General features: G+C 68.2%; 19 protein-coding genes and 1 pseudogene. 8 read left to right on the top strand and 12 right to left on the bottom strand.

Translation table 11 applies throughout. The features are described from left to right. Window positions 1-32: 32 nt before the first annotated feature. From Dfulv_RS15070 to Dfulv_RS15045, 6 genes are all read right to left on the bottom strand, one after another. Window positions 33-692 carry an SPFH domain-containing protein gene (locus tag Dfulv_RS15070; protein ID WP_259863603.1) on the bottom strand — a complete coding sequence of 220 codons (660 nt, stop codon included), beginning with the start codon at window positions 690-692 and terminating at the stop codon, window positions 33-35. An 809-nt stretch (window positions 693-1,501) separates the two neighbouring features. Next, window positions 1,502-1,576, bottom strand: coding sequence for a hypothetical protein (locus Dfulv_RS48820; protein ID WP_406568016.1), 75 nt, complete (start codon window positions 1,574-1,576; stop codon window positions 1,502-1,504). A gap of 131 nt (window positions 1,577-1,707) precedes the next feature. Next, on the bottom strand, window positions 1,708-2,436 hold the full coding sequence (locus Dfulv_RS15060; protein ID WP_259863602.1) for a GAF and ANTAR domain-containing protein: 729 nt from the start codon (window positions 2,434-2,436) through the stop codon (window positions 1,708-1,710). 40 nt (window positions 2,437-2,476) lie between these two features. Beyond that, a complete protein-coding gene (locus Dfulv_RS15055) occupies window positions 2,477-3,199 on the bottom strand; it encodes a GAF and ANTAR domain-containing protein (RefSeq protein ID WP_259863601.1) in 723 nt (240 codons plus the stop codon). Between the two features lie 475 nt (window positions 3,200-3,674). Beyond that, window positions 3,675-4,901 carry an SRPBCC family protein gene (locus tag Dfulv_RS15050; RefSeq protein ID WP_259863600.1) on the bottom strand — a complete coding sequence of 409 codons (1,227 nt, stop codon included), beginning with the start codon at window positions 4,899-4,901 and terminating at the stop codon, window positions 3,675-3,677. Then, window positions 4,898-5,239 carry a hypothetical protein gene (locus Dfulv_RS15045; RefSeq protein WP_259863599.1) on the bottom strand — a complete coding sequence of 114 codons (342 nt, stop codon included), beginning with the start codon at window positions 5,237-5,239 and terminating at the stop codon, window positions 4,898-4,900. The genes Dfulv_RS15050 and Dfulv_RS15045 overlap by 4 nt, the downstream gene beginning before the upstream one ends. Before the next feature lie 320 nt (window positions 5,240-5,559). Here Dfulv_RS15045 and Dfulv_RS15040 point away from each other — a divergent pair. Together Dfulv_RS15040 and Dfulv_RS15035 are read left to right on the top strand one after the other, a co-directional pair. Next, window positions 5,560-5,760: pseudogene (locus Dfulv_RS15040) on the top strand (IS5/IS1182 family transposase); the annotation flags it as partial. 491 nt (window positions 5,761-6,251) lie between these two features. Then, a complete protein-coding gene (locus tag Dfulv_RS15035; protein WP_259863598.1) occupies window positions 6,252-7,247 on the top strand; it encodes an SRPBCC family protein in 996 nt (331 codons plus the stop codon). 759 nt (window positions 7,248-8,006) lie between these two features. Here the strand turns inward: Dfulv_RS15035 and Dfulv_RS15030 are convergent. From Dfulv_RS15030 to Dfulv_RS15010, 5 genes are all read right to left on the bottom strand, one after another. Further along, window positions 8,007-8,606 carry a hypothetical protein gene (locus Dfulv_RS15030; protein ID WP_259863597.1) on the bottom strand — a complete coding sequence of 200 codons (600 nt, stop codon included), beginning with the start codon at window positions 8,604-8,606 and terminating at the stop codon, window positions 8,007-8,009. Window positions 8,607-9,522: 916 nt separating this feature from the next. Next, a complete protein-coding gene (locus Dfulv_RS15025) occupies window positions 9,523-10,770 on the bottom strand; it encodes a protein kinase domain-containing protein (protein WP_259863596.1) in 1,248 nt (415 codons plus the stop codon). Beyond that, window positions 10,767-12,074, bottom strand: coding sequence for a hypothetical protein (locus Dfulv_RS15020; protein ID WP_259863595.1), 1,308 nt, complete (start codon window positions 12,072-12,074; stop codon window positions 10,767-10,769). The genes Dfulv_RS15025 and Dfulv_RS15020 overlap by 4 nt, the downstream gene beginning before the upstream one ends. After that, window positions 12,071-12,853 (bottom strand): vWA domain-containing protein, encoded by a 783-nt coding sequence (locus tag Dfulv_RS15015; RefSeq protein ID WP_259863594.1) that lies wholly within the window; start codon window positions 12,851-12,853, stop codon window positions 12,071-12,073. Before Dfulv_RS15015 ends, Dfulv_RS15020 begins: the two co-directional genes overlap by 4 nt. Before the next feature lie 341 nt (window positions 12,854-13,194). Further along, window positions 13,195-13,350, bottom strand: a complete 156-nt coding sequence (locus Dfulv_RS15010; RefSeq protein WP_259863593.1) for a DUF6131 family protein — start codon at window positions 13,348-13,350, stop codon at window positions 13,195-13,197. Between the two features lie 182 nt (window positions 13,351-13,532). On the opposite strand from Dfulv_RS15010, the gene Dfulv_RS15005 reads away from it, so the two are divergent. After that, entirely contained in the window at window positions 13,533-13,724 is a 192-nt protein-coding gene (locus Dfulv_RS15005; protein ID WP_259863592.1) for a CsbD family protein, read from the top strand. Between the two features lie 602 nt (window positions 13,725-14,326). Here the strand turns inward: Dfulv_RS15005 and Dfulv_RS15000 are convergent. Continuing rightward, entirely contained in the window at window positions 14,327-15,262 is a 936-nt protein-coding gene (locus Dfulv_RS15000; RefSeq protein ID WP_259863591.1) for a SigB/SigF/SigG family RNA polymerase sigma factor, read from the bottom strand. Window positions 15,263-15,611: 349 nt separating this feature from the next. Between Dfulv_RS15000 and Dfulv_RS14995 the strand changes: the two genes are divergently transcribed. From Dfulv_RS14995 to Dfulv_RS14975, 5 genes are all read left to right on the top strand, one after another. Then, window positions 15,612-15,770: a hypothetical protein gene (locus Dfulv_RS14995; protein ID WP_259863590.1), complete on the top strand. Its 159-nt coding sequence runs from the start codon at window positions 15,612-15,614 to the stop codon at window positions 15,768-15,770. Window positions 15,771-15,816: 46 nt separating this feature from the next. Next, window positions 15,817-16,563 carry a GAF and ANTAR domain-containing protein gene (locus Dfulv_RS14990; protein ID WP_344404385.1) on the top strand — a complete coding sequence of 249 codons (747 nt, stop codon included), beginning with the start codon at window positions 15,817-15,819 and terminating at the stop codon, window positions 16,561-16,563. An 88-nt stretch (window positions 16,564-16,651) separates the two neighbouring features. After that, window positions 16,652-17,380, top strand: a complete 729-nt coding sequence (locus tag Dfulv_RS14985; protein ID WP_259863588.1) for a GAF and ANTAR domain-containing protein — start codon at window positions 16,652-16,654, stop codon at window positions 17,378-17,380. A gap of 250 nt (window positions 17,381-17,630) precedes the next feature. Then, window positions 17,631-17,816, top strand: a complete 186-nt coding sequence (locus Dfulv_RS14980) for a hypothetical protein (RefSeq protein ID WP_259863586.1) — start codon at window positions 17,631-17,633, stop codon at window positions 17,814-17,816. Further along, on the top strand, window positions 17,813-18,919 hold the full coding sequence (locus tag Dfulv_RS14975) for a fatty acid desaturase family protein (protein WP_259863585.1): 1,107 nt from the start codon (window positions 17,813-17,815) through the stop codon (window positions 18,917-18,919). The genes Dfulv_RS14980 and Dfulv_RS14975 overlap by 4 nt, the downstream gene beginning before the upstream one ends. Window positions 18,920-18,937 lie beyond the last annotated feature (18 nt).

Genomic DNA, 18,937 nt, shown 5'->3' with positions numbered 1-18,937 from the left:
CGGGTCAAGGACGTGTGGGGATCGGTTCTCGCTCAGATGGCTCGTCGGCCAAGATCAGGATGCTGACCCGGAGCTGGTGAAGTGCGAGCCGGTCCGGGTCGTCGCCGTCGACAGCTTTGACCAGCGCCAGCAGATCGCGGGATGGGCCTTCCATTCGGCGGCCCGGCGGCCGGCGACGGATCGGACCGCGGAACGGCCACAGCCGTCGCCTCCCGCGCCAGGAACGCGCCGAGTTCGCCGATCGTGGTCATCAACGGGGACTGGAACACCACCGTGGTGCTCTTGTCCACGCCGATCTCCACCAGGCCTTGCAGATCGCGCAGCTGTAACGCCAGCGGATGAGCCGTCATGACGTCCGCGGCGGTCCCGAACGCGTCCGTGGCCATTGCCTCCCCCTCGGCGACAATGATCTTGGCGCGTTTCTCCCGCTCCGCCTCCGCCTGTCGGGCCATGGCCCGCTTCGGACTCTCGGGCAGTTGGGTGTCCTTGAGCTCGACCAGCGTGACGGCGACGCCCCGCGCTTCGGTCGTGACGTCGACGTTGATCCGGTCGGTTTCCGACAGCGTCTCATCGAGGGTGTGCTGCCCGACGACCTTGCGCAGGGCGGTCCGGGCGATCTGACTGATGGTTGCCCCGACCTTCTCGATGGCCACCACCGACTTCACCGCGTCAACAACCCGGAAATACGCCACCGCGGACACGTCGACGCTGACGTTGACCCTGGTGGTGATGCCCTGGACCGGATCGGCATGGCGACGATCCGCAGGCTTACCCGGCCGAGCCAGACGAGCACACCCTGCTCGTACCGCCTGACGACCCGCACAGCGAGTGAAAGAAGAACCAGGACCACGATTGCAGCGACGACGGTCCATACATGCTGCATGCGACGACCTCGCTCAGTGGGACGTGTCCATCAGCGACGGACTGTCAGCCACCGGGGTCCCGGGCAACAACGTCACCCTACACCCGTCCACCCGAATCACCCAGGACGCGAAACATACCAAGAATGCGGATCAGCAACGGTCATCCCGACCAACCGCATCCACACGGCCGTCCTTACCCTCCTCGTACCGCGGGGCCGGCGCGTCTTACCCATGCGCATACCCGCCCAGCCACTACGCCGACCGAGTACCTACCTCGCACACGACCACGATGTCACCCTGAAGACCAGAAGCACGCCGCTAACAGAGGGCGCCGTGGCGACACCGGGTTTGATCTTCAAACGGTGCGGATGCCGGGACGTCGTAACGGCTCACTAGCCCTACGCGGCCTCCGCCATGGCGAGGCATGCGGGCCGCGCTGGTCCGAACTCGGCCTCGACCACGGAGTGCTGTCTGGTCCGTTCGCAGCCCGCGCATCGGTCTCAGCCGGTGTTTGAGTCGGCTGTGACCAGCCTCGATCGGATTGTTGGCCTACTGCTCGGCGTGGTGCCACGCGGACGGGATCACTCGTCCAGGACGTCGGGGGTAGACCGCGGCGGCGGTGACGACCTCGCCGAGTGTCACTTCAACGTCGATAGCGCCCATCGGAAGAACCGTCGGGCCGCAGCGGTGTCGCGGCGGGTCGAGACGAGCACGTCGATGACCTGGCCGTGCTGGTCGACCGCCCGGCACACATACCGTCAAATTCCGTACGAGGAAGGCGTGAGCCACCACAACGAGAGCTGCAACCGGAACGTCCCGGGCATCGGCGCTGGGTTTCGGCCGGTCAGTCTCCGGTGATGTCGGGCAGACTGGTGACGTCGGTAGCCACGCGAAGGGCGACGTCGCTGAGGCTGCGGTGGGTGCGCCGGGCGTGGGCCCGGATCAACTCGAAGGCCGCATCGACGGAGACGTCATGCGCCTGCGCGACGGCACCTTTCGCCTGTTCGACAATGATTCGGCTGTTCAGCGCGCCCTGCAGCTGCTCGATGAGAACCTCGCCTTGGCGGATCGTCCGTTCCTGCAGCAGGCCGATCGCGGCGACGTCGGCCAGTGCCTGCATGATCTGCACGTCGGCGTTGTCGAAGGCGGTGCTGCCGGTGCCGAAGACGCCCATCGCGCCGATCACGTCGTTGCGCAGCCGCAACGGGAATGCGTGCACGGAGCGGAAACCGGCGGCCGTGGCGTAGGGCGCAAACCGCGGCCAGCGGGCGCCTGCGGTGCCCAGATCGGCGTTGACGACCGGCTCGGCGGTGCGGAACGCGTCCAGACAGGGCCCGTCCCGCCACTGCAGCTGCAGCAGCTCCAACAATGTGGTTGTCTCGTCCGAGGCGGCCATGAACCGCAGCCGGTTCTGCTCATCGGCCAGCAGCAGCCCCACGGTGGCGTTCTCGACCAGCCCCGCGACGCGGTCGGCAAGCATCTGCATGAACTCGATCAGGTCGAACCCGCCGACCAGGGTGTCGGCCACCTCGACAAAGATCGTCGCCAGGTGTCGTTCGGATACGGTGGTCATGACAGCTCCCTGGCCTTTCCTGCGATGCTCGTGACAGTGGTCATGCACGGTCGATGTCGAAGCAGAGCCGACGAGCCACGATATCCGCGGCCACCTCGCTCAACGGCCGGTCGGCGGCGTAGGCGTGGGCCCGGATTCGTGCCAACGCCTCCGCGAGGGGAATGCCCAGCTGGACCATCACCATGCCCTGGGCCTGGAACAGCTGGGCGCGGTGCTCGAACGCCTCGTCCAGCTCGTCCACGCCGGTGGTCCGTTCCTGGCCATCCAACAAGGTCATCACGACCTGGTCGGCGAACGCGAGCGCTTGACCCAGTTCCGGCCTGGACATCGCCCCGGAACTGGTACGGAACACATCGAGGACGCCGAGGCGAGCCGCCCCGACCTGCAACGGAAACGCGAACACCGCCCGGATCCCCGCATCCAGGACCGCGGTCGCGTACACCGGCCATCGGCGCATCGCCCCGTCGGCCAGATCTGGCACCAGAACCGGGCGGCCGGCCGCAGCGGCGTCGATACACGGACCCTCCCCGAACGTGAACTGCAACTCCTCGATCCGCGCGGTGTTCGGGTCCGACGCTGCGGCCATGCCATGAACACCGTCGGAGGCCATCAGACTCATCCCGACCCCCGAGGCCGACAGTGCCCGCGCAGCGTCGACGCAGACCCTCTCCAGCAGCTCCACTATGCCGCCCACCTTAGGGAATGTCCGGCGGCGCGTCCGACCGGTGACGACCCTCGCGCGACCACGGCCCGCGCCGATCACGGCGACACGACAATGGCCCGCAGCCGCAACTCGGCGCAGCAAACGTGACACAGCGTCTCAGCCTGTGGCCCTATCGCCCGAAGGCTGCCGCAGCCAGATGTCATGGCGACCGAATGCTGAAACGACATCACTCCCAGTAACGCTACTCCCCACACAGCCATCACGACAACGACGGCGATGCAGGCCGGTGACGTTCGGGACAGCCGCAACCACAACGACTGTGAGAACCATTCGCGTGCCGCCGCCGGGAGCTACCAAGATCGATCCTGACGTTCTGCGTAACCGCACCATTCAGGCATCGCCGGCTGGCTTGCTCTCCTCACCCACACCAGTGCAGCCAAAGTGCAGAGATCCTGGTTCTTCGTCACGAGACGCGGTCCTGCGCCGACAGAACCCCACGCCGCGGCTGGACTGGGCCGACCGGGCGGTACTGGCGCCTTCACCGCACTCCCGGCCGCGCTCGCGGTCCTCTGTCTCACCCGCGCCCGCGCCGCTCCCGATCCTCGCCGCGCTCACGCCGGCCGCGCCGCCCCCGATCCTCGCCGCGGTCACGGCCCTCGCCGCGCTCACGCCCCTCACGTTCCTGGCCCTCGCCGCGTTCCCGGCCTTCGCCGCGCTCACGCCCCTCACGTTCCTGGCCCTCGCCGCGTTCCCGGCCTTCGCGCTCCCGGCCTTCAACGTCGTCGCGGACTTCCCCGCCCTCGCCGCGTTCCTCTTCCTCGCGTTCCTCTTCCTCGCGTTCCTCTTCCTCGCGTTCCTCTTCCTCGCGTTCCTCTTCCTCGCGCTCCTCTTCCTCGCGCTCCTCTTCCTCGCGCTCGCGGCCCTCGCGGCCCTCGCCGCGCTCCTCCGCTTTCTCGCGCTCCTGTTCCTGCTCCACAGCGGTCTCGTGGTCCGTCACCACCTCACCGTCGTGGATCACACCGCGCCAGCCCTCCAACTGCTCCGGGTTCAGGACCGCCTGCGTCATGCAATGCCGCACGAAGTGCTTCAACTCCAGCCGGGCCCGGCGCCCCTGCGCACGCCAGAGGTTTCCGGTCTGCTCGAAGAAGCCCTGGGGGTGATACTCGATGATCAGCACCACCCGGGTCAGCGTGGGCGTGAGGGCATGGAACGAGATGGCGCCGTCCGGATAGCCCTTCGCCCCCTTCGAGCGCCACACGATCCGCTCGTCCGGAACCATCTCAACGATCTGGGCGTCCCAGTCACGGTGCGACAGGAAGATCTGCGCCCGCCAATGAAGCTTCTCCTGCTCCTTCTCCCGCTCGACCTTCTCGACCTTCTTCGTGAACCGCGGGATGTCCTCGAACTCGGTCCACTGGTTGTACGCCACCCGCACCGGCACACCGACGTCGACGTACTCGACGATGTTCGTCAGCTTGAGCTTCTTGCTCCGCTTCCCCCCACCGAACGCCTGCTTCAACTTGGCCAGCCCACCGGCGACCCCGCCCTTGAGCGTGGCCTTCGCCGGAGAGCCACCCCCGGCCAGTTGCTCCGCGCCCTTGGCCGCGGCCACCAGCGTGGGATTCTCCGAGCGCTCGGCGAAGCCGGTCAGCCGCTCGGTGAGATCGCCGACCCTGCCACGCAGCGACTCCACGGCCCGCTCCCCCAGCGCGCCGGCGAAGTTGCCCAACTCCTTGACCACCAGGCGAGAGACCCGCTCGCCGATGCCGCCGCTGTGGCCGTTATGCGGTACCGAACTCATCGCCGCACCGCCGATCCGCGTCGGCGGAGCGGAGGCTCGGTGTCCTCGCCCCGGGCCCGGCCCCGCCCTGCCCCGACCGGCACCGGTTCCTCGTCGTCCCCGTCCATCAGCTCCGCCCGCCAGGCCTTCACAAGTGGCTTGGTCAAGCCGGACAGCTCGCTGAGAGTGGACGATTCGCCGATGAGCGACCGGCCACGTGACAGGAGCTCCGCCGGGTTGCCGCTGTAGCGCCCGGCTGCGGTGGCCGCGCCGAGCAGCAAGGCGGTGGCCAGCTTCCGCCGCCGGCCGAGCGTGTACCCGGTCAGTACCGTAAGCGTGACCTGCGTTCCCCGTTTCATGCGTACCTCCCGGCGACGCAATCGTGGCGACCGAAGAGCCCTACCCGGGGCACCCACCACAAAACCGGCACGACCGCAGTCCTCGATGCCGGTGTCCGGCGGGGCTACTCCCGCGTGGTCGGCCGGCGTCGTTCGTTCCGGTAGCTGACAGTCGCAGGGCGCGTGCCGGTGGCCACCGCGACTGTGGCGCAATGAGTCCCAAACTGCGCTCCGCAGCTCGACTCGGGCTCGCGGTCACGGTCGTCGCGGCGTTCTGCGCCGTCGCCTCGACGCCCGCCCACATCGCACCACCGGTGGCCACGCTCACCATGACCGGTGAGATGCACGAGTTGCTCCTCGCTGAGTTGCAGGGCGCGGGGAGGCTGGACTGGTCCCGGGCGGTCGTCGACTCCTTCCACGTCCGTGCCACACGACGCGGCCCAAAGCGCCCGAGCGGGCTTGAATCACCACGTCCTGACCGAGGGCGCCGGCATCCCCTGGCGGTGCCGCTGGCCGGCGGCAACCGTAACGACGTCACCCAGTGGGAACATCGCGACGACATCCACGAAGCGTTCCTCACGCTCGCCATGCGCATCATCACGTACCGGCACGTCGTACGACTCTGTCAAGAACTCCAGGTCTACACCGATGGACAGTGGAGTGGCATGAAGCGAGTTTCCGGCGGGCACAGTGGGGCAGTAAACAAACCACACGGGAAAAAATAAGAATATCATTCATGTTCGTGCCTGCCGGTTGTCCTCAGCTGGGACGTGGGTGAGCGCGATCGGCGCGTCGCCGGAGCACGGCAAGCTCGGCGAGATGAGTACGTCTGTCGTCGCGGCCACGAAGGACGTGCGCGGACGGCGGAGTCCGATCGGGTCGCTTCGGTCGCCCGTCACCCACCGCCGATGACCACGAGCGGAGCCCGCCGAGGACCACGAACCCGAGTACGACGACATGGACGACGATCCGCTGCTCGCCGGCGCGGCCGGATGGCCGACCACAGGTGCAGCGGAGGGAAGGGTTATGTGCCATGGCTGGGCAATCGAGCCCACAGGCAGCCGGAGGCATTCGGGAGAAGCTCACTGAACTGCTCATGCGCGAGCTGCGGAATCTGGCCTCGGCTGCCGGGCAGCGGTCGATCGGCGCGGTCGGTCAGAAGGTCAGCTCAGTAACCGATCGCCTGACCGAATACGCGAAAGGTCAGGGCAGACCAGGTCTCGTCGCCGCGTTGACCGGCACGCAGAAACGCGCCGAAGGAAAGTCGCGGCTCCGGGCGGCGTTCAGCGGAGGGCTGGCTGGCATAAAGGAAAAGTTCAAAGGCCTGTTCGGTCGTGGTAAGGGCAAGCGGGCCAAAAAGTTGAAGCTGACCAACATCGAGGAGGCGCTCGACGTCGGCGTGCCGGTGCGGGTCGCGTACAACGAATGGACGCAATACGAGAACTTCCCGAGCTTCATGAAGAAGGTCCAGAGCGTCGACCGGCCGGCAGATGAGAAAACCAACTGGAAGGCGAAAATCTTCTGGTCCCAGCGCCAGTGGGAGGCCACGACCATCCAGCAGGTACCCGACCACAACATCGTCTGGCGTTCCAAAGGACCGAAGGGACATGTCGACGGATCCGTCACGTTCCACGAACTGGCGCCGGACATGACGCGCATCCTGCTGGTCATGGAGTACTACCCGAAGGGCTTGTTCGAGCGCACCGGGAACCTCTGGCGGGCGCAGGGCCGCCGGGCCCGCCTGGAGCTCAAGCACTTCCGACGGCACCTCATGACGCAGGCGATCCTCAATCCGGACGAGGTCGAGGGCTGGCGCGGCGAGATCCGCGACGGCCAGGTCGTCAAGGACCACGAGACCGCGATGAACGAGGCACAGGAGGCACGCGAGCGGGAGCAGGGCGGCCCTGAGGACCGCGCACCCGACGAGCACACCGAACACGAGGGCGAGCACAAGGAGGAGGAAGAGGTGCCCCAGGAGCGGCAGGCCCGGCCGGCGCGACCCGGGCAGGATGCCGCCCGCACCCGTTGACCGGCCGCAGCCGGCGATGGCGGCACGAGAAATGCCCGGCAGCGCCTCGACAAGCCGGTCCTGTCGGCGACCAATCGACTGTTGCACCTGCCATGGGCTGGGGCTACCAGTGCATCCGAGGTGAGCTGCTCGGCCTCGGCCACCGGGTCGGTACGTCCACGATCCGTAGAGTCCGGGACCGGGCCGGGCAGTTCACGACAGCGTTCGATGCGGTGCTCGCCGACGCTGACGTGGTTGTGTGCAAGATCCCGCCACGCAGCCCGAGGGCGAACGCCCACGCGGAACGGTTCGTGCTCACCGCCAGGACTGAGATCACCGACCGGATGGGCGAAGAGGAACTTCGCGAGTGTGCTGTGCGCCGCCACGAACAACACCAGCACGGCAGCCCGGATTCGCCACGAGACCGCGGCGGCGGTTTGGGGCTGAGGTCCTCCGGTGCACGGTTGACGGTGACGCTGTGCCGACGGTCCGGCGCTGCCCCTTCCGCAGGGTCCGGCCGAGGGCGACCCCGGCCCCCGCACCGGCGGCGTCGACCACCGCGGCACCCAGCAATCTACGGTCCATGGCGTGCTGCCCCGTTTCCGGCCTGGAGTCCTACCGGTCTGGGCTACCCGCCGCCGTGCACCGCACAACTCCGGTCGGCACAGGTGGCGCTCGAACTGCCACCCGCCGACTACCAGTAGTTTCCGCCGCCCGGCGAACGGCCTTCCGATTTGCACACCGGTACACCCACGAGACCGACGGCTGCCGGGTCGAGGGCTATCGTCCGGGGACGAGCATGCCGCGCAGCCGCCCGCCGACGCCCCGCAGCACCGAACCGGGCTTCTGCTGCTCACCGGCCAGCGCGGACACGGCGATCAGGGCGCCGGTCAGCACGGGCACGGACCACTGGGCGATGCGCTGACGCCGCTGTACCGCCTGAATCGTGGGAGGGGTTTCGGCAGCGGGCTCGGTCACCCCCTCGACCGGCACCTCGCCGGCGTGCTCGAGCTCCTTGCCGAGCTTACGGCTGTACGCGGTGGCCCCGAGCGCCGCGGCGGTCAGCGCGGTCTTCACGACGCTCATCGTCGCGACCCCCCGCTGCGCGACGACGCGCCGCCACTCGGAGGCCAATATGCCGGTCGCTCCGACAAGGTGAGCGCCGATCGCGGCCATACCGATCGGCGCCCAGCGGTCCCAGCCGATCGACGAGACAACGAGCCGCTCACGCGGGTTGCCGACCTTGGCCGCTGCGCCGTTGAGCCCGACCGCGCCCATCAACGAGCCACCGAACCAGGCCGCCAGGCCAGTGTCGTGCATCGATCGCAGGACAGTGTCCCGCTCCTCCATGATGTTGCCCTTCATCGTGTTCGCCATCATGCCCACCGCTCTACCCGCCCCTACCCGCTCCATACCTGTGGGCCTAGGGTGAGGCTTCCGCCAGGGAGCCCGCAGCACGGCCAGGCGCTGCCAGCCTCCGTGTACGGGATCGGCCCGGCCGCATCGATCGGGGATGTACCGGTCCGGTTCTAGCTAGCCGGGCATGACCAAGACCAGCTGCGCGATGCCATCAGCCACACGAATTCATCGCGTGCGGTCGGCGTCGCGGCCACACACGCTGCAACCGAAGGCACCCCGGGAGCAGCTTGACCTGTGGAGGGTGACGCGTCGGAAGGCGCCACCGGGATGTTGAGGGCCGCCTTCAATTACTGCAACGGCGGCGTTCCTAGTCGCCACCCGCGCCGCCGAAGCCGCAAAGCCGGCGCCAGCGAACACGAACGCACGCTGATCCGTCTGAGTAGCAACGAAATCCGCCGCCTGCCCGCCAAACTCGTCCTGACCGCGCGACACCAAGCCAGCCACATCCCATCCTGCACTGGTCCGGCTTCCACCACACACGCCAGGAACGGCCCGAGCCACCTATCTCACTGAAGCGTGGCCGCCACGGCGGGAGCACGTCATCGACGACGAGGCTGACCCAGGGGTTGTGTGCGACGTCCCGCCATTCGGCCGCGCGGTGTGCCCACCATAATGCAGCCGCCCGGCACTGGGATCATCTTGAAGCTGAGCTCGTCGTCGTAGGGCCACTCCTCCTCGATGACGGGCTCCCGATTGATCGCCCGCTTCACGGGTGGTGGGAGCGGCTCGTGAGGGTCGGGCAGCATCGGGACTGGCGCTACCCGGCCCCGGACTGCGGTGGCCGCGGCTGACCGGCGTGTCATCACCGCCCCGCAGGCCGAGCACTCGCGGCCGCCTTGGTTCACCGCCTCGCACACACTGCACCGCCAGAGGGTGCTCATCGTTTCCGCCGCTCGTCGAACTTGCCGAGCAACCTGCCCAGGAGCGCGCGTCCGCGACCTCCCGGGCGCTCGGAAGTGTGGTCAGAGGTCGTCGGGTGAGGCGGCGTTGAGGCGTGCGGTGCTGACGGCGCGGAGGGCGCCGAAGCGGTCGGGACCGGCGCACCGGTCGCGGTCCCGCCCCCGATCCGCACCCCCTTGCCGCGCAGTACCGAGGGAGTGCCGCTGGACACGCGACGCGTTCCGGAGGTAGGTGAGCTGGTGGTCGCACCAGTCGTTGCGCTGTCGCGCGGCACGACGGGGGGGCGCATCGGAATAGGGGCACGCGCGGTCGTCGACGGGGCGGCGCCGCCCCGTCGGCTCATCAGCGTCGAATGCACCTGGGCCACGCTCGGTCGTGCCGCCGGGTCTGGCACCAGCATCCGCTCGACGAGGTCGATGACCGACGTTGGGGCCCGGCTGGGGCCGAGCTTCAGCGGCTGTCCGTGCAGCACGGCGATCGCGGGCTCGTGGTGGGCGGGGTCGAAGGGCGGCATGGCACCGGTGAGGTACTCGGCGTAAATGAGCCCCAGGGCAAAGATGTCAGACGCCTCGGTCAGCTCGCCCGGCGCAGCGCTGCCCTGGATGTAGCGCACCAGTTCGGGCGAGTAGTAGTTCATCGTCCCCACAATCTCCTCCGGCGGTGGCGGGCTACCGACGATGTAGGAGCTGTCGAAGTCTATGAGCTTGGTGGTGTAACCGAGCTCTGTGCGCTTGATCAGCACGTTGCTCGGCTTGAGGTCGCTGTGCACAATCCGCAGGTCGTGCAGAATTTTCAGGCTGTGCGCGACGGTCTTCAGCAGCACCAGCTGGGTGGGAAAGTCGAGGGAGGCGACGTCGCGCGTCTGCAAGCCGGCCACGTCGACCTTCTCGGTGACCTTGTAGTACTTCGCACCGATGCGGAAAAAATCAAGCGTGGCGATGAGGTTACCGCCGTAGGTGGTGAGCGGCGCCATCGCGGCTTGGACGCCGCGGTGGTGCGCCTCGAACGCCGCGCAGCGCGCCCGTTTCTTCGCCTTGATCCGCTCGCTGCCCGGCGCGTCGGCCTCTGGGTAGGTGGGGCTGAGGAAACGTTTGATGAAAAAGATCCGGCCGCCGCGCTCGGCGAAGCTCCATTCGGAGAGGCCGGCGCCGACTACGCGGAAGTCCTCAAGCATCCGGTAGCCGTTCAGCACGTCGCCGGCCCGGAACACGTCACTGCGGGTCACTCGTCCTCCTCACGGCCCAGATAGCGCTCGTACTCGGGCTTGTACGCCGCCCACAGCGACGTCTGCACCGCTGCATGGCGGCGGCGCGCCTCGGCGACCGCATGCTCCGCGCGGCCCACCTCGGACTCGAGCTCGTCGAGCGGGACGACGCAGCGCTGCTCGATCTCCGCCGTCCGTGTGGCGAACAACTGGCGGAACTCCCCATGATCCGCGCCGACGCCGAGCACGGCCATCGCGGCGTCGTCGCCCGTGACCGCGGCGATGCGCTGCTGGAGGAGCCGTGACCAGGACCCGGAGTCGTTGGAGTCCTGCAGCGAAGCGAGGACGAGGTGCTCGAAGTGAATCGGGGTGCGCACGTAACCGAAGCACCCATCCGTGGCGGCCACCACGAGAAACGGCGCGGTGAGCTCGACCTGATGGTGGTGAACAATGAAGTCGGTGTCCGCAGACATCGCATTGCTCACCACTGAGTCCTGCCGCAGGTTCACCAGCGCATCGCCTCGATCGCGCAAGTCGTCGCGGGTGAGCTGGTGGGCCCCGGTCGCCGGATCGAAGACGTAGACGCGCGAGTCGCCGCTCCAAAAGGCGTGCCCGGCCCAGCGCCCCTTGCGAGGCTCGCGGCACTGCAGAGCCATCAACGCCATCGTCGTCGGCAGCGCCCGCAGCAGCCGCGACCGGAGGCCGCTCGTCGGCGCATTCAGCCCCGCCAGCGTGTCGGCGAGTGCATGCTTGACGCTGCGCCTCAAGTCACGCGCCGCTGCCGGGCCATCCAGGTTCCACTCTGGGTCGAGGAGCGCGAACATGCGCTCCTCGACGACGTCCCGAGCGACGCGGGAAGCGAGATAGGCACCGGTACGAGGCCCGTCCGGAGTCTTGTAGACGGTGCCGCCCGCGCCGCCCATGCCGTCGAAGACGCCCACCAGCCCAAGTTCGCGCCCGTCGCGGACGATCGGATCGGAGTCCTCGCCCTGGCCCGGCACCTTCCCGAGGTTGAAGCCGAAGGACAGAGTTGGGCCCGCCGGTGAATCCTCCAGCGCGGGCGAGGCCCACGCCGCCGACCGCCGGGCGCCCGTGACTCCTCGAACGGGCGGCTCACCCTGCCCGATCTCGGCGGTATCCAAACGCGCCGCACGCTCCTCCAACGCCCCGCTGTCGGCTGCCTCCAAGTCCTCGGTCGTCGCCTCGCCATCCTCGCTCGGCTCTCGGGGCCCACTGTCGGCTGCAGCGACGTCGGCCGTCGCCGTCCCCTCTTCGCCGCCGAAGACCCCGGGCTCCTGGTGCTCGGCCTCCTGCTGCTCTCTCACACGGAGTTGCCGATCGAGTCGATGATCGTGCCGTAGTCGACGTCGGACAGTCCGCCGCCGGCCTGCGACGGATGGTGGACGACGTTCTCCCAAACGCCGGAGATGTCGCTCCAACCGGGTCCGTCCGGCGCGAAGAGGATGAGGCGCTTGCTGCTCGAGCCGAGCGGGCCCTGCGGGTCCTCCCACAAGTCGGTGAGTGCGCTGAAGTCGGCGGGCACACGCCCGGCGAGCGCAGGCGGGAGCACGGAGGCGTCCAGAGAGTGCGCCGGCTGGTCGGTCCACACCACGATGACCTGGCGGCGACGGTCGCCGCGCGTCGTCCACTGCGATGTGACGGCCAGCGCGACGGCCTCCAGACCGGACTCGGGCGCGTCGCCCCCGCCCTCGGCGACCAGGCCGTTGACGAAGCCGCTGAAACCCGTCTCCTCGGCCGGCAACTCGAAGAACGGCGACTCCTGTAGCGCCGCCTCGCCGTCCGCGACGATGTCACGGAACGCGACAACGCGAACCCGCAGCTCGTCGATGGTCTTCCCCTTCGCCGTGAGGTTCGACTGCACGTCACCGTAGAAGCGCAGAGCGTTTGCCTTCACCTGGTCGAGGATCGGCGTCATGCTGCCGGTGACGTCGACGCAGAAGACAATGTCGACGGCGTAGCTCAGCCCGCGCGGCGCGGGCGGCGGGACGGCGAGGCCGGTCTGCTCCACCGCAGGTGCTGCGGGTGCGGCTGCCGCGGCCTCGGCGGGCGTCTCGGCCGGAGGATCGGGGATTGCGTCGGTCATAGCCACTCCAACAGTGCGGGAACGGGTCAGCCAGCCCGTCTACCCAGGCACCAGGAGAACAACCACGGCCGACGCGCACCCGAAGAACTAAACGACTTGGTGCGCGGTAGCTGACTGACCCAGTTCGATCTGGAAGTGGCCGTGTGGGGCGATCATGATTGTGACGTCAAGATGGGCCCGCGCCGCAATGGCGCCGGGCAGCATAGCCATACAGGTTCCGGCCACCTATCGCGGGTACCCGCTGCCATCCGCAGGCGCCTGCCGCCAGCGGCGTCATACCACGAGCCAATAACCATCCACAATGGACATTCATCCGTCACGCCACCGACGTAACAAAAGTACTACCAGTAGTGTCGCCGCCCGGCAACGGGCCGTCCGAGCGAGCCGAGGAGGAACAGCGCCGCGCCGATCACGATGAGGATCACGCCGATAATCGTGAGGATCATGACGTGGAGGAAGAAACCGAGCAACAGCAGGATAACGCCGAGGATGAACATACGTGCCTCCACTCATCATCCGGGCACTTCCGCTACCCTGCGCGTCTGCCGATAACCCTGGCGGCCGCATCACGTTCTTGGCAGCTGTCGTGGGCGTTTCGGCGCAGCTGGTCCGGGCACGCAACTACCGACCGTGTCGGTGCTATCCGCATCGGCGTCATCGACCGCCCACGGGAGGCATGATGAGTTTCCAGGACAAGGCCCAGCACAAGGCCGAAGAAGCGAAGGGCGCCGTCAAGGAAAAGAGCGGTGACCTGACTGACGACGAACGACTCCAGGCCGAAGGCCAGTCCGAGCAGACCTCCGCGAACGTCAAGCAGGCTGGGGACAAGGTGAAGGACGCGGCCCGCAACGTCAAGGACGCCCTGAGCTGACCTGGCGACAGCCCTGAATGGATTGTGCGCAGCGCGTCGAGGCACGCACGCCGTGCTGCGCACAAGCCGGCCCCGCCTCGAACGACGCCTTTCCTCGCTCATCGGCAGAGCGTTGCGACGCAGGGCCGTACCGCCCGAACCGCTCGGAGACCGTGTGATCCTGATACTGGACCGGGTTCTTCTCCCGGTGGTGATCGCGTCCCGGTCGGTTAGCGATCGCAAGTGTTCCGGGAATGGCGTCGCTGATGGCCCTGGATACGGTGTGGTCCGTTCTCTGGAGATGATCAGCATCGGACCACGGTCGGGGGTGGTGCTGTCGACCTTCGCCTCGGTCCGCGGGTTGAGGTGGGCGGTGCGCCGCGCCGCAAGGTGGTTTGCGCCAACTTCCATCACAGGGAGGCGTCTGTCGCCTCCATGCGATGGAAGTTGGGAGCTGTCAGGCGGCCTTCGTGGCTTGCCGCAGTGCAATCTCCGGTCCGTCAGTCACCTGCGACGAGAGCTCGACCTCCCGCGGGCATATCCGCAGAAGTGGGCATTACGCCACCGGGGACTCGGGCTACAAGCCGACCCTACGCATGTCTGACCGAAACCACACCCGCGCATCAGCGGTTGGGCGTCAAACCACGTGCGTCGGCGGTTCTGGCTACGTCCGGGTCGAGCAGGGCGGTTCTGAGTTGGTTCAGGGATCGCTTCAGGAGCCGGGAGACGTGCATCTGTGAAAGGCCGAGTTCGGCAGCGATCCGGCTTTGGGTCATCTCGTCGGAGAACCGCATGGTGAGGATGCGTCGCTCCCGTAGCGGCAACGCCGCGAGGAGCGGCCCGAGCGCCAGGTGGTCGTCGACCTTGCCGTAGTGGGGATCAACGGCGCCGATGAGGTCGATGAGCTCGGTGCCGTCGTGGTCGGAGGCGGACTCGTTGAGCGATGGCAGCCGGTACACCTGGCCGGCGCTGACTGCGGCCTGCAGTACGTCCATGTTGACGCTGAGGTGGTCGGCGAGCTCGACCGACGTCGGTGGCCGGCCACGCAGTTGCGTGAGGTGGCTGGTAGCGGCCGGTATCTCGAGGAGGAGTTCCTGAGCGGCCCGGGGCACCCGCATCGCCCATGTGGTGTCCCGGAAGTGCCGTTTGAGGGCCCCGACGATGGTCGGGACGGCGTAGCTGACGAACAGGGTGGTCCGGTTCGGGTCGTAGCCGTCGACGGCCAGGACCAGCGCCAGCGCGGCGACCTGTCGCAGGTCGTCGTGGCGTTCCCCGCGACCGGTGTAGCGCCGCGCGAGTCGTCCGGCCAGCGGCAGGTTGTCCTCGATGGCTCGGGCTCGCAGGACATCACGGTCAGGGTGCCCGGCCGGCAGCCGGCCACGTGCACGCAGCAGGTGCTCCGTTGCTCCCGGCGGGCCGGCGCGGAGGCTGTCCGCTCTGTGGGCCGTGGTACCGACCGCGGTTGCCCGCCGCGCCGGACGATCGGCAATCGGCCGTGGTGTTGGTTCGGTCGCCGGCTGTGGCGTGAGGATCGAGGTTGGTGTGGCGAGCACGGTCATGGTTCCACGCCCATCAGGGGGACATGCCGGAGATGCCGGCAGTGGCGGCACCTCTGTTGAAGCGCCGGACGTCACTGGTCGTGACCGCGAGGTCCAAGCGGCAGCAGAAGGGTGGGTCAATCCGCAGGTTGAAGGGTGCGCAGATGCGGGAATCGATCCTGGTCTCCTACACTACGCCGGTCTACGTCGTCCTCAGGCACGTCGCAGCCGTCCACATGCCCGGGGCCCGGCTGTCGTCTTCCGGCAGCGCTTATCGGGCCGAGAGCGCGTAGGGTGAGGTCGTCGCTCGGGATCCCGGTGGCTGTCGGCTCCGCCGCCGTCGGTTCGTTCGTGAGCTGACTAGGGTAGGTTGAACCTGCACGTGTCCGGCCTCGAGGCGGTGTTGCCGGGCGTCCACCTGGTGGCGTACCTGGCCGCGGTGCTGCTGGTGCTGTTATGGGTCAAGGCGCTGCGCTGCCACCCGGCACGGCCGCACGAACCGTTGGGGTATCGGAGGCGGCTCTCATGATCTCGTCGTTGACGCTCGGACGTCCGGATCGAGCGGTCTGGTGAGCATGGACCGCAGGATGCGGCTGTGGAGCCTCGCCGCGTCGTACGCGGGAGTCGGACCGGTGACAGTCGAGCACGTGTGCGCCGCGGCGATCGCCGCGACCGCGACTGATGGTGCGGCCATCGCCGTCGCCCTCGCCGCCACCCCACACGAGACGATCTACAGCAGCGACCGGATCGTCTCCGAGGCGGAGGAGCTGAGCCTGACCTTCGGCGAGGGTCCGTGTGCCGACGCGCTCAGGGGTGACCTGATACTGGTCCCCGATCTGCGCAGCAGCCAGTGCATGGCTCGATGGCCGGTCTACGCGCCGGCTGCGGTGGAAGCCGGGATTCGCGCCGTCTTCGCGCTGCCGTTGCAGGTCGGCGCGATCCGGCTCGGCGTCCTGGATCTCTACCGCGGCGAACCGGGTGACCTGGACCGGGAGCAGCTGCTCGACGCGCTGGTGCTGGCGGATGCGGCATGCGCGTTGCTGCTCGACTCCAGCGAGCGGGACGCGCCGCAGGTGCCGGGACGTATCCCCGAGCCGTCCGGCCTGCAGCATCCGGAGGTGCACCAGGCGACAGGCATGGTCAGCGTGCAGCTCGGGCTGTCGGCGGCGCTCGCCCTGACCTGGCTGCGTGCTTATGCGTACACCCACGACCGGCGGCTGCGCGACGTCGCCGGCGACGTGGTCGCCCGCCGCCTACGATTCAACCCCGACGACACCGCACGCGGCAGCCCACCCGATGGCAGTCGATCCGATGACAGCTGAGAGCTCAAGCCGACCGTGTTTTCCGGTTGGTTCAACGCCGCAGGTGGCCGGCAGGCCGACGGCATTACGCTTGACAAGGGTGCTTGAGATGGCCGAGACCGCGCTAGCCGACGTGCTCGTCGAGATGGCAGACACGCTCGTCGACGACTTCGACGTGATCGATTTCCTGCACGTACTGACCGAACGATGCGTGCAACTGCTGGACGTGTCGGCCGCCGGGATCCTGCTCACCGATCAGCTGGAGACCCTGCAACTCGTGGCGGCCTCCTCGGAGCGGACCCGGCTGCTGGAATTGTTCCAGCTGCAGACCGACCAGGGACCCTGCGTCGACTGCTTCAACACCGGACAGCCGGTCTCGGTGCCCGACATCCGTTCCGCCGGCCGCTGGCCCCGGTTCACGGCCGCGGCCGCCGAGGTCGGTTTCGTCTCGGTCCATGCCCTGCCGATGCGCCTGCGCGCCGAGGTCATCGGGGCGTTGAACCTCTTCGGCGTCGAACCCGGCACGCTCGACGACGGCAAGTTGCGTGCCGGCAAGGCCCTCGCCGACGTCGCCACCATCGGGCTGCTGCAACAGCGCGCCATCCGCCACCGCGACATCCTCACCGACCAGTTGCAGACCGCGCTGAACAGCCGGGTCCTCATCGAGCAGGCCAAGGGCGTTCTCGCCGAACGCCTGCACGTCGACCTCGACCAAGCATTCGCCCTGCTACGTCATGCCTCCCGCAACCGCAACCGCCGCATCTCCGAGCTCGCGCAGGCCGTCGTCGACGGCACCGAACAGATCCCCGGGGCTCCCGAGCCGAAACCCCCGCGCTGACCGACGCCACCTGCGAGGTCGCCGGCCACAAATGAATCCGGCCACACAAATGAATCGAGGGTGCCCTCATGAGTTGGAGGGCCGAGACGTGGCGGCGGGCCCGGGCGCACCGGACGCTCGCCGGGCAACGCCATGCCCTCGCGTCCTGGGTGATTCGGGCGGATAGGCGTAGGGTGACAGTTGCTGCTCCAGACCCCGGTGGCTGACAGTCCATCGCTGATGGACGCGTCCCACCGATCGAGGTCATCGCATGCCGTACGTGTGGATCGTCGTCGCTGTCTTCGTGTTCCTGCTCCTGTTGTCGCTCGCCGTGCGGGTCGCCAAGCAGTACGAGCAGGGTTTGCTGTTCCGGCTCGGCCGGGCTGCGGCGGCGGCCGTCGTGTCGCTGGATCCCGTGCAGCCGAACGGAAAGCCACTGCCGGTGAGCCCGGCATGACGACCAAGGGAACTCTCCTGGCGCAGGACGACGCCGCGCCGCGGGCCGCGGCGCCCGGGAGCGACTATGCCGACCTGCTGCATCGGGTCAAGGCAGCCGGCCTGCTGCGGAGGCGATACGGGTACTACCTGATGAAGATCGCGGTGACCGGCGCGCTCTACGTCGCGGCGTGGGCCGTCTTCGCCGTGCTGGGTGACTCGTGGTGGCAGCTCACCGTCGCCGCGCTCCTCGCCGTGATGTTCACCCAGATCGGCTTCCTGGGCCATGACGCCGGGCACCGGCAGATCTTCCGCTCGAGGTGGGCAAACGACCTGGCCGGCCTCCTGCTCGCCAACCTGGCTGTCGGGCTGAGCTACGGCTGGTGGGTCGACAAGCACAATCGCCACCACGCCCACCCCAACCAGGAGGACCGGGATCCGGACCTCGACATCGGCGCACTGGCGTTCACCGCCGGGCAGGCCCGCGCCAAACGCGGCCCGGTGACCCGGTTCATCGCCCGCCGCCAGCGGTACCTGTTCTTCCCACTGTTGCTGCTGGAGGCGCTGCAACTGCACGTCTCCAGCGTGCGGGCCCTGGCCGGTCCCCGGCTGCGGCACCGGTTCCGGGAGACGTTGCTGCTGCTCCTGCACGTCGCCGGCTACCTGGCGGCGGTGCTGTTGGTGCTGTCCCCGCTCAAGGCGGCCGTGTTCATCGTGGTGCAGCAGGCGCTGTTCGGCCTGTATCTGGGGTGCTCGTTCGCGCCCAACCACAAGGGCATGCCGGTGCTCCCCGTCCACGGCCGGACCGACTTCCTGCGCCGACAGGTGCTCACCGCGCGCAACGTCCGCGGAAGTTGGCTCGTCGATTCCGCCCTGGGCGGCCTGAACTACCAGATCGAGCATCATCTGTTCCCGAGCATGCCCCGGCCGAATCTGCGCCGGGCGCAGGCCCTTGTGCGGTCGTTCTGCCGGCAGCACGACGTGTCGTACTGCGAAACCACCCTGCTGCGCTCCTACGCGCAGGCCCTGCAACATCTCCACGACGTCGGCCGACCACTGCGCCGGCTGCGCGCCGAGCGTGGCCCGTGCCCGCCACAGCGCGGCACTGCGGCACCATTGCAGTGACGGCAGAACAAAACGGCA

It is taken from the genome of Dactylosporangium fulvum (assembly GCF_025137375.1).
Classification (GTDB): domain Bacteria; phylum Actinomycetota; class Actinomycetes; order Mycobacteriales; family Micromonosporaceae; genus Dactylosporangium; species Dactylosporangium fulvum.
The sequence above is the reverse complement of the archived record's forward strand: the minus strand, read 5'-3'. Positions and strand labels throughout refer to the sequence as shown.

Coding starts and splice junctions, on each gene's coding strand:
- Dfulv_RS15060 (WP_259863602.1), bottom strand. CDS start 2,436: ATGACCACCGTATCCGAACGACACCTGGCGACGATCTTTGTCGAGGTG.
- Dfulv_RS15050 (WP_259863600.1), bottom strand. CDS start 4,901: ATGAGTTCGGTACCGCATAACGGCCACAGCGGCGGCATCGGCGAGCGG.
- Dfulv_RS15045 (WP_259863599.1), bottom strand. CDS start 5,239: ATGAAACGGGGAACGCAGGTCACGCTTACGGTACTGACCGGGTACACG.
- Dfulv_RS15035 (WP_259863598.1), top strand. CDS start 6,252: ATGGCTGGGCAATCGAGCCCACAGGCAGCCGGAGGCATTCGGGAGAAG.
- Dfulv_RS15030 (WP_259863597.1), bottom strand. CDS start 8,606: ATGATGGCGAACACGATGAAGGGCAACATCATGGAGGAGCGGGACACT.
- Dfulv_RS15015 (WP_259863594.1), bottom strand. CDS start 12,853: ATGACCGACGCAATCCCCGATCCTCCGGCCGAGACGCCCGCCGAGGCC.
- Dfulv_RS15010 (WP_259863593.1), bottom strand. CDS start 13,350: ATGTTCATCCTCGGCGTTATCCTGCTGTTGCTCGGTTTCTTCCTCCAC.
- Dfulv_RS15005 (WP_259863592.1), top strand. CDS start 13,533: ATGAGTTTCCAGGACAAGGCCCAGCACAAGGCCGAAGAAGCGAAGGGC.
- Dfulv_RS15000 (WP_259863591.1), bottom strand. CDS start 15,262: ATGACCGTGCTCGCCACACCAACCTCGATCCTCACGCCACAGCCGGCG.
- Dfulv_RS14990 (WP_344404385.1), top strand. CDS start 15,817: ATGGACCGCAGGATGCGGCTGTGGAGCCTCGCCGCGTCGTACGCGGGA.
- Dfulv_RS14985 (WP_259863588.1), top strand. CDS start 16,652: ATGGCCGAGACCGCGCTAGCCGACGTGCTCGTCGAGATGGCAGACACG.
- Dfulv_RS14980 (WP_259863586.1), top strand. CDS start 17,631: ATGCCGTACGTGTGGATCGTCGTCGCTGTCTTCGTGTTCCTGCTCCTG.
- Dfulv_RS14975 (WP_259863585.1), top strand. CDS start 17,813: ATGACGACCAAGGGAACTCTCCTGGCGCAGGACGACGCCGCGCCGCGG.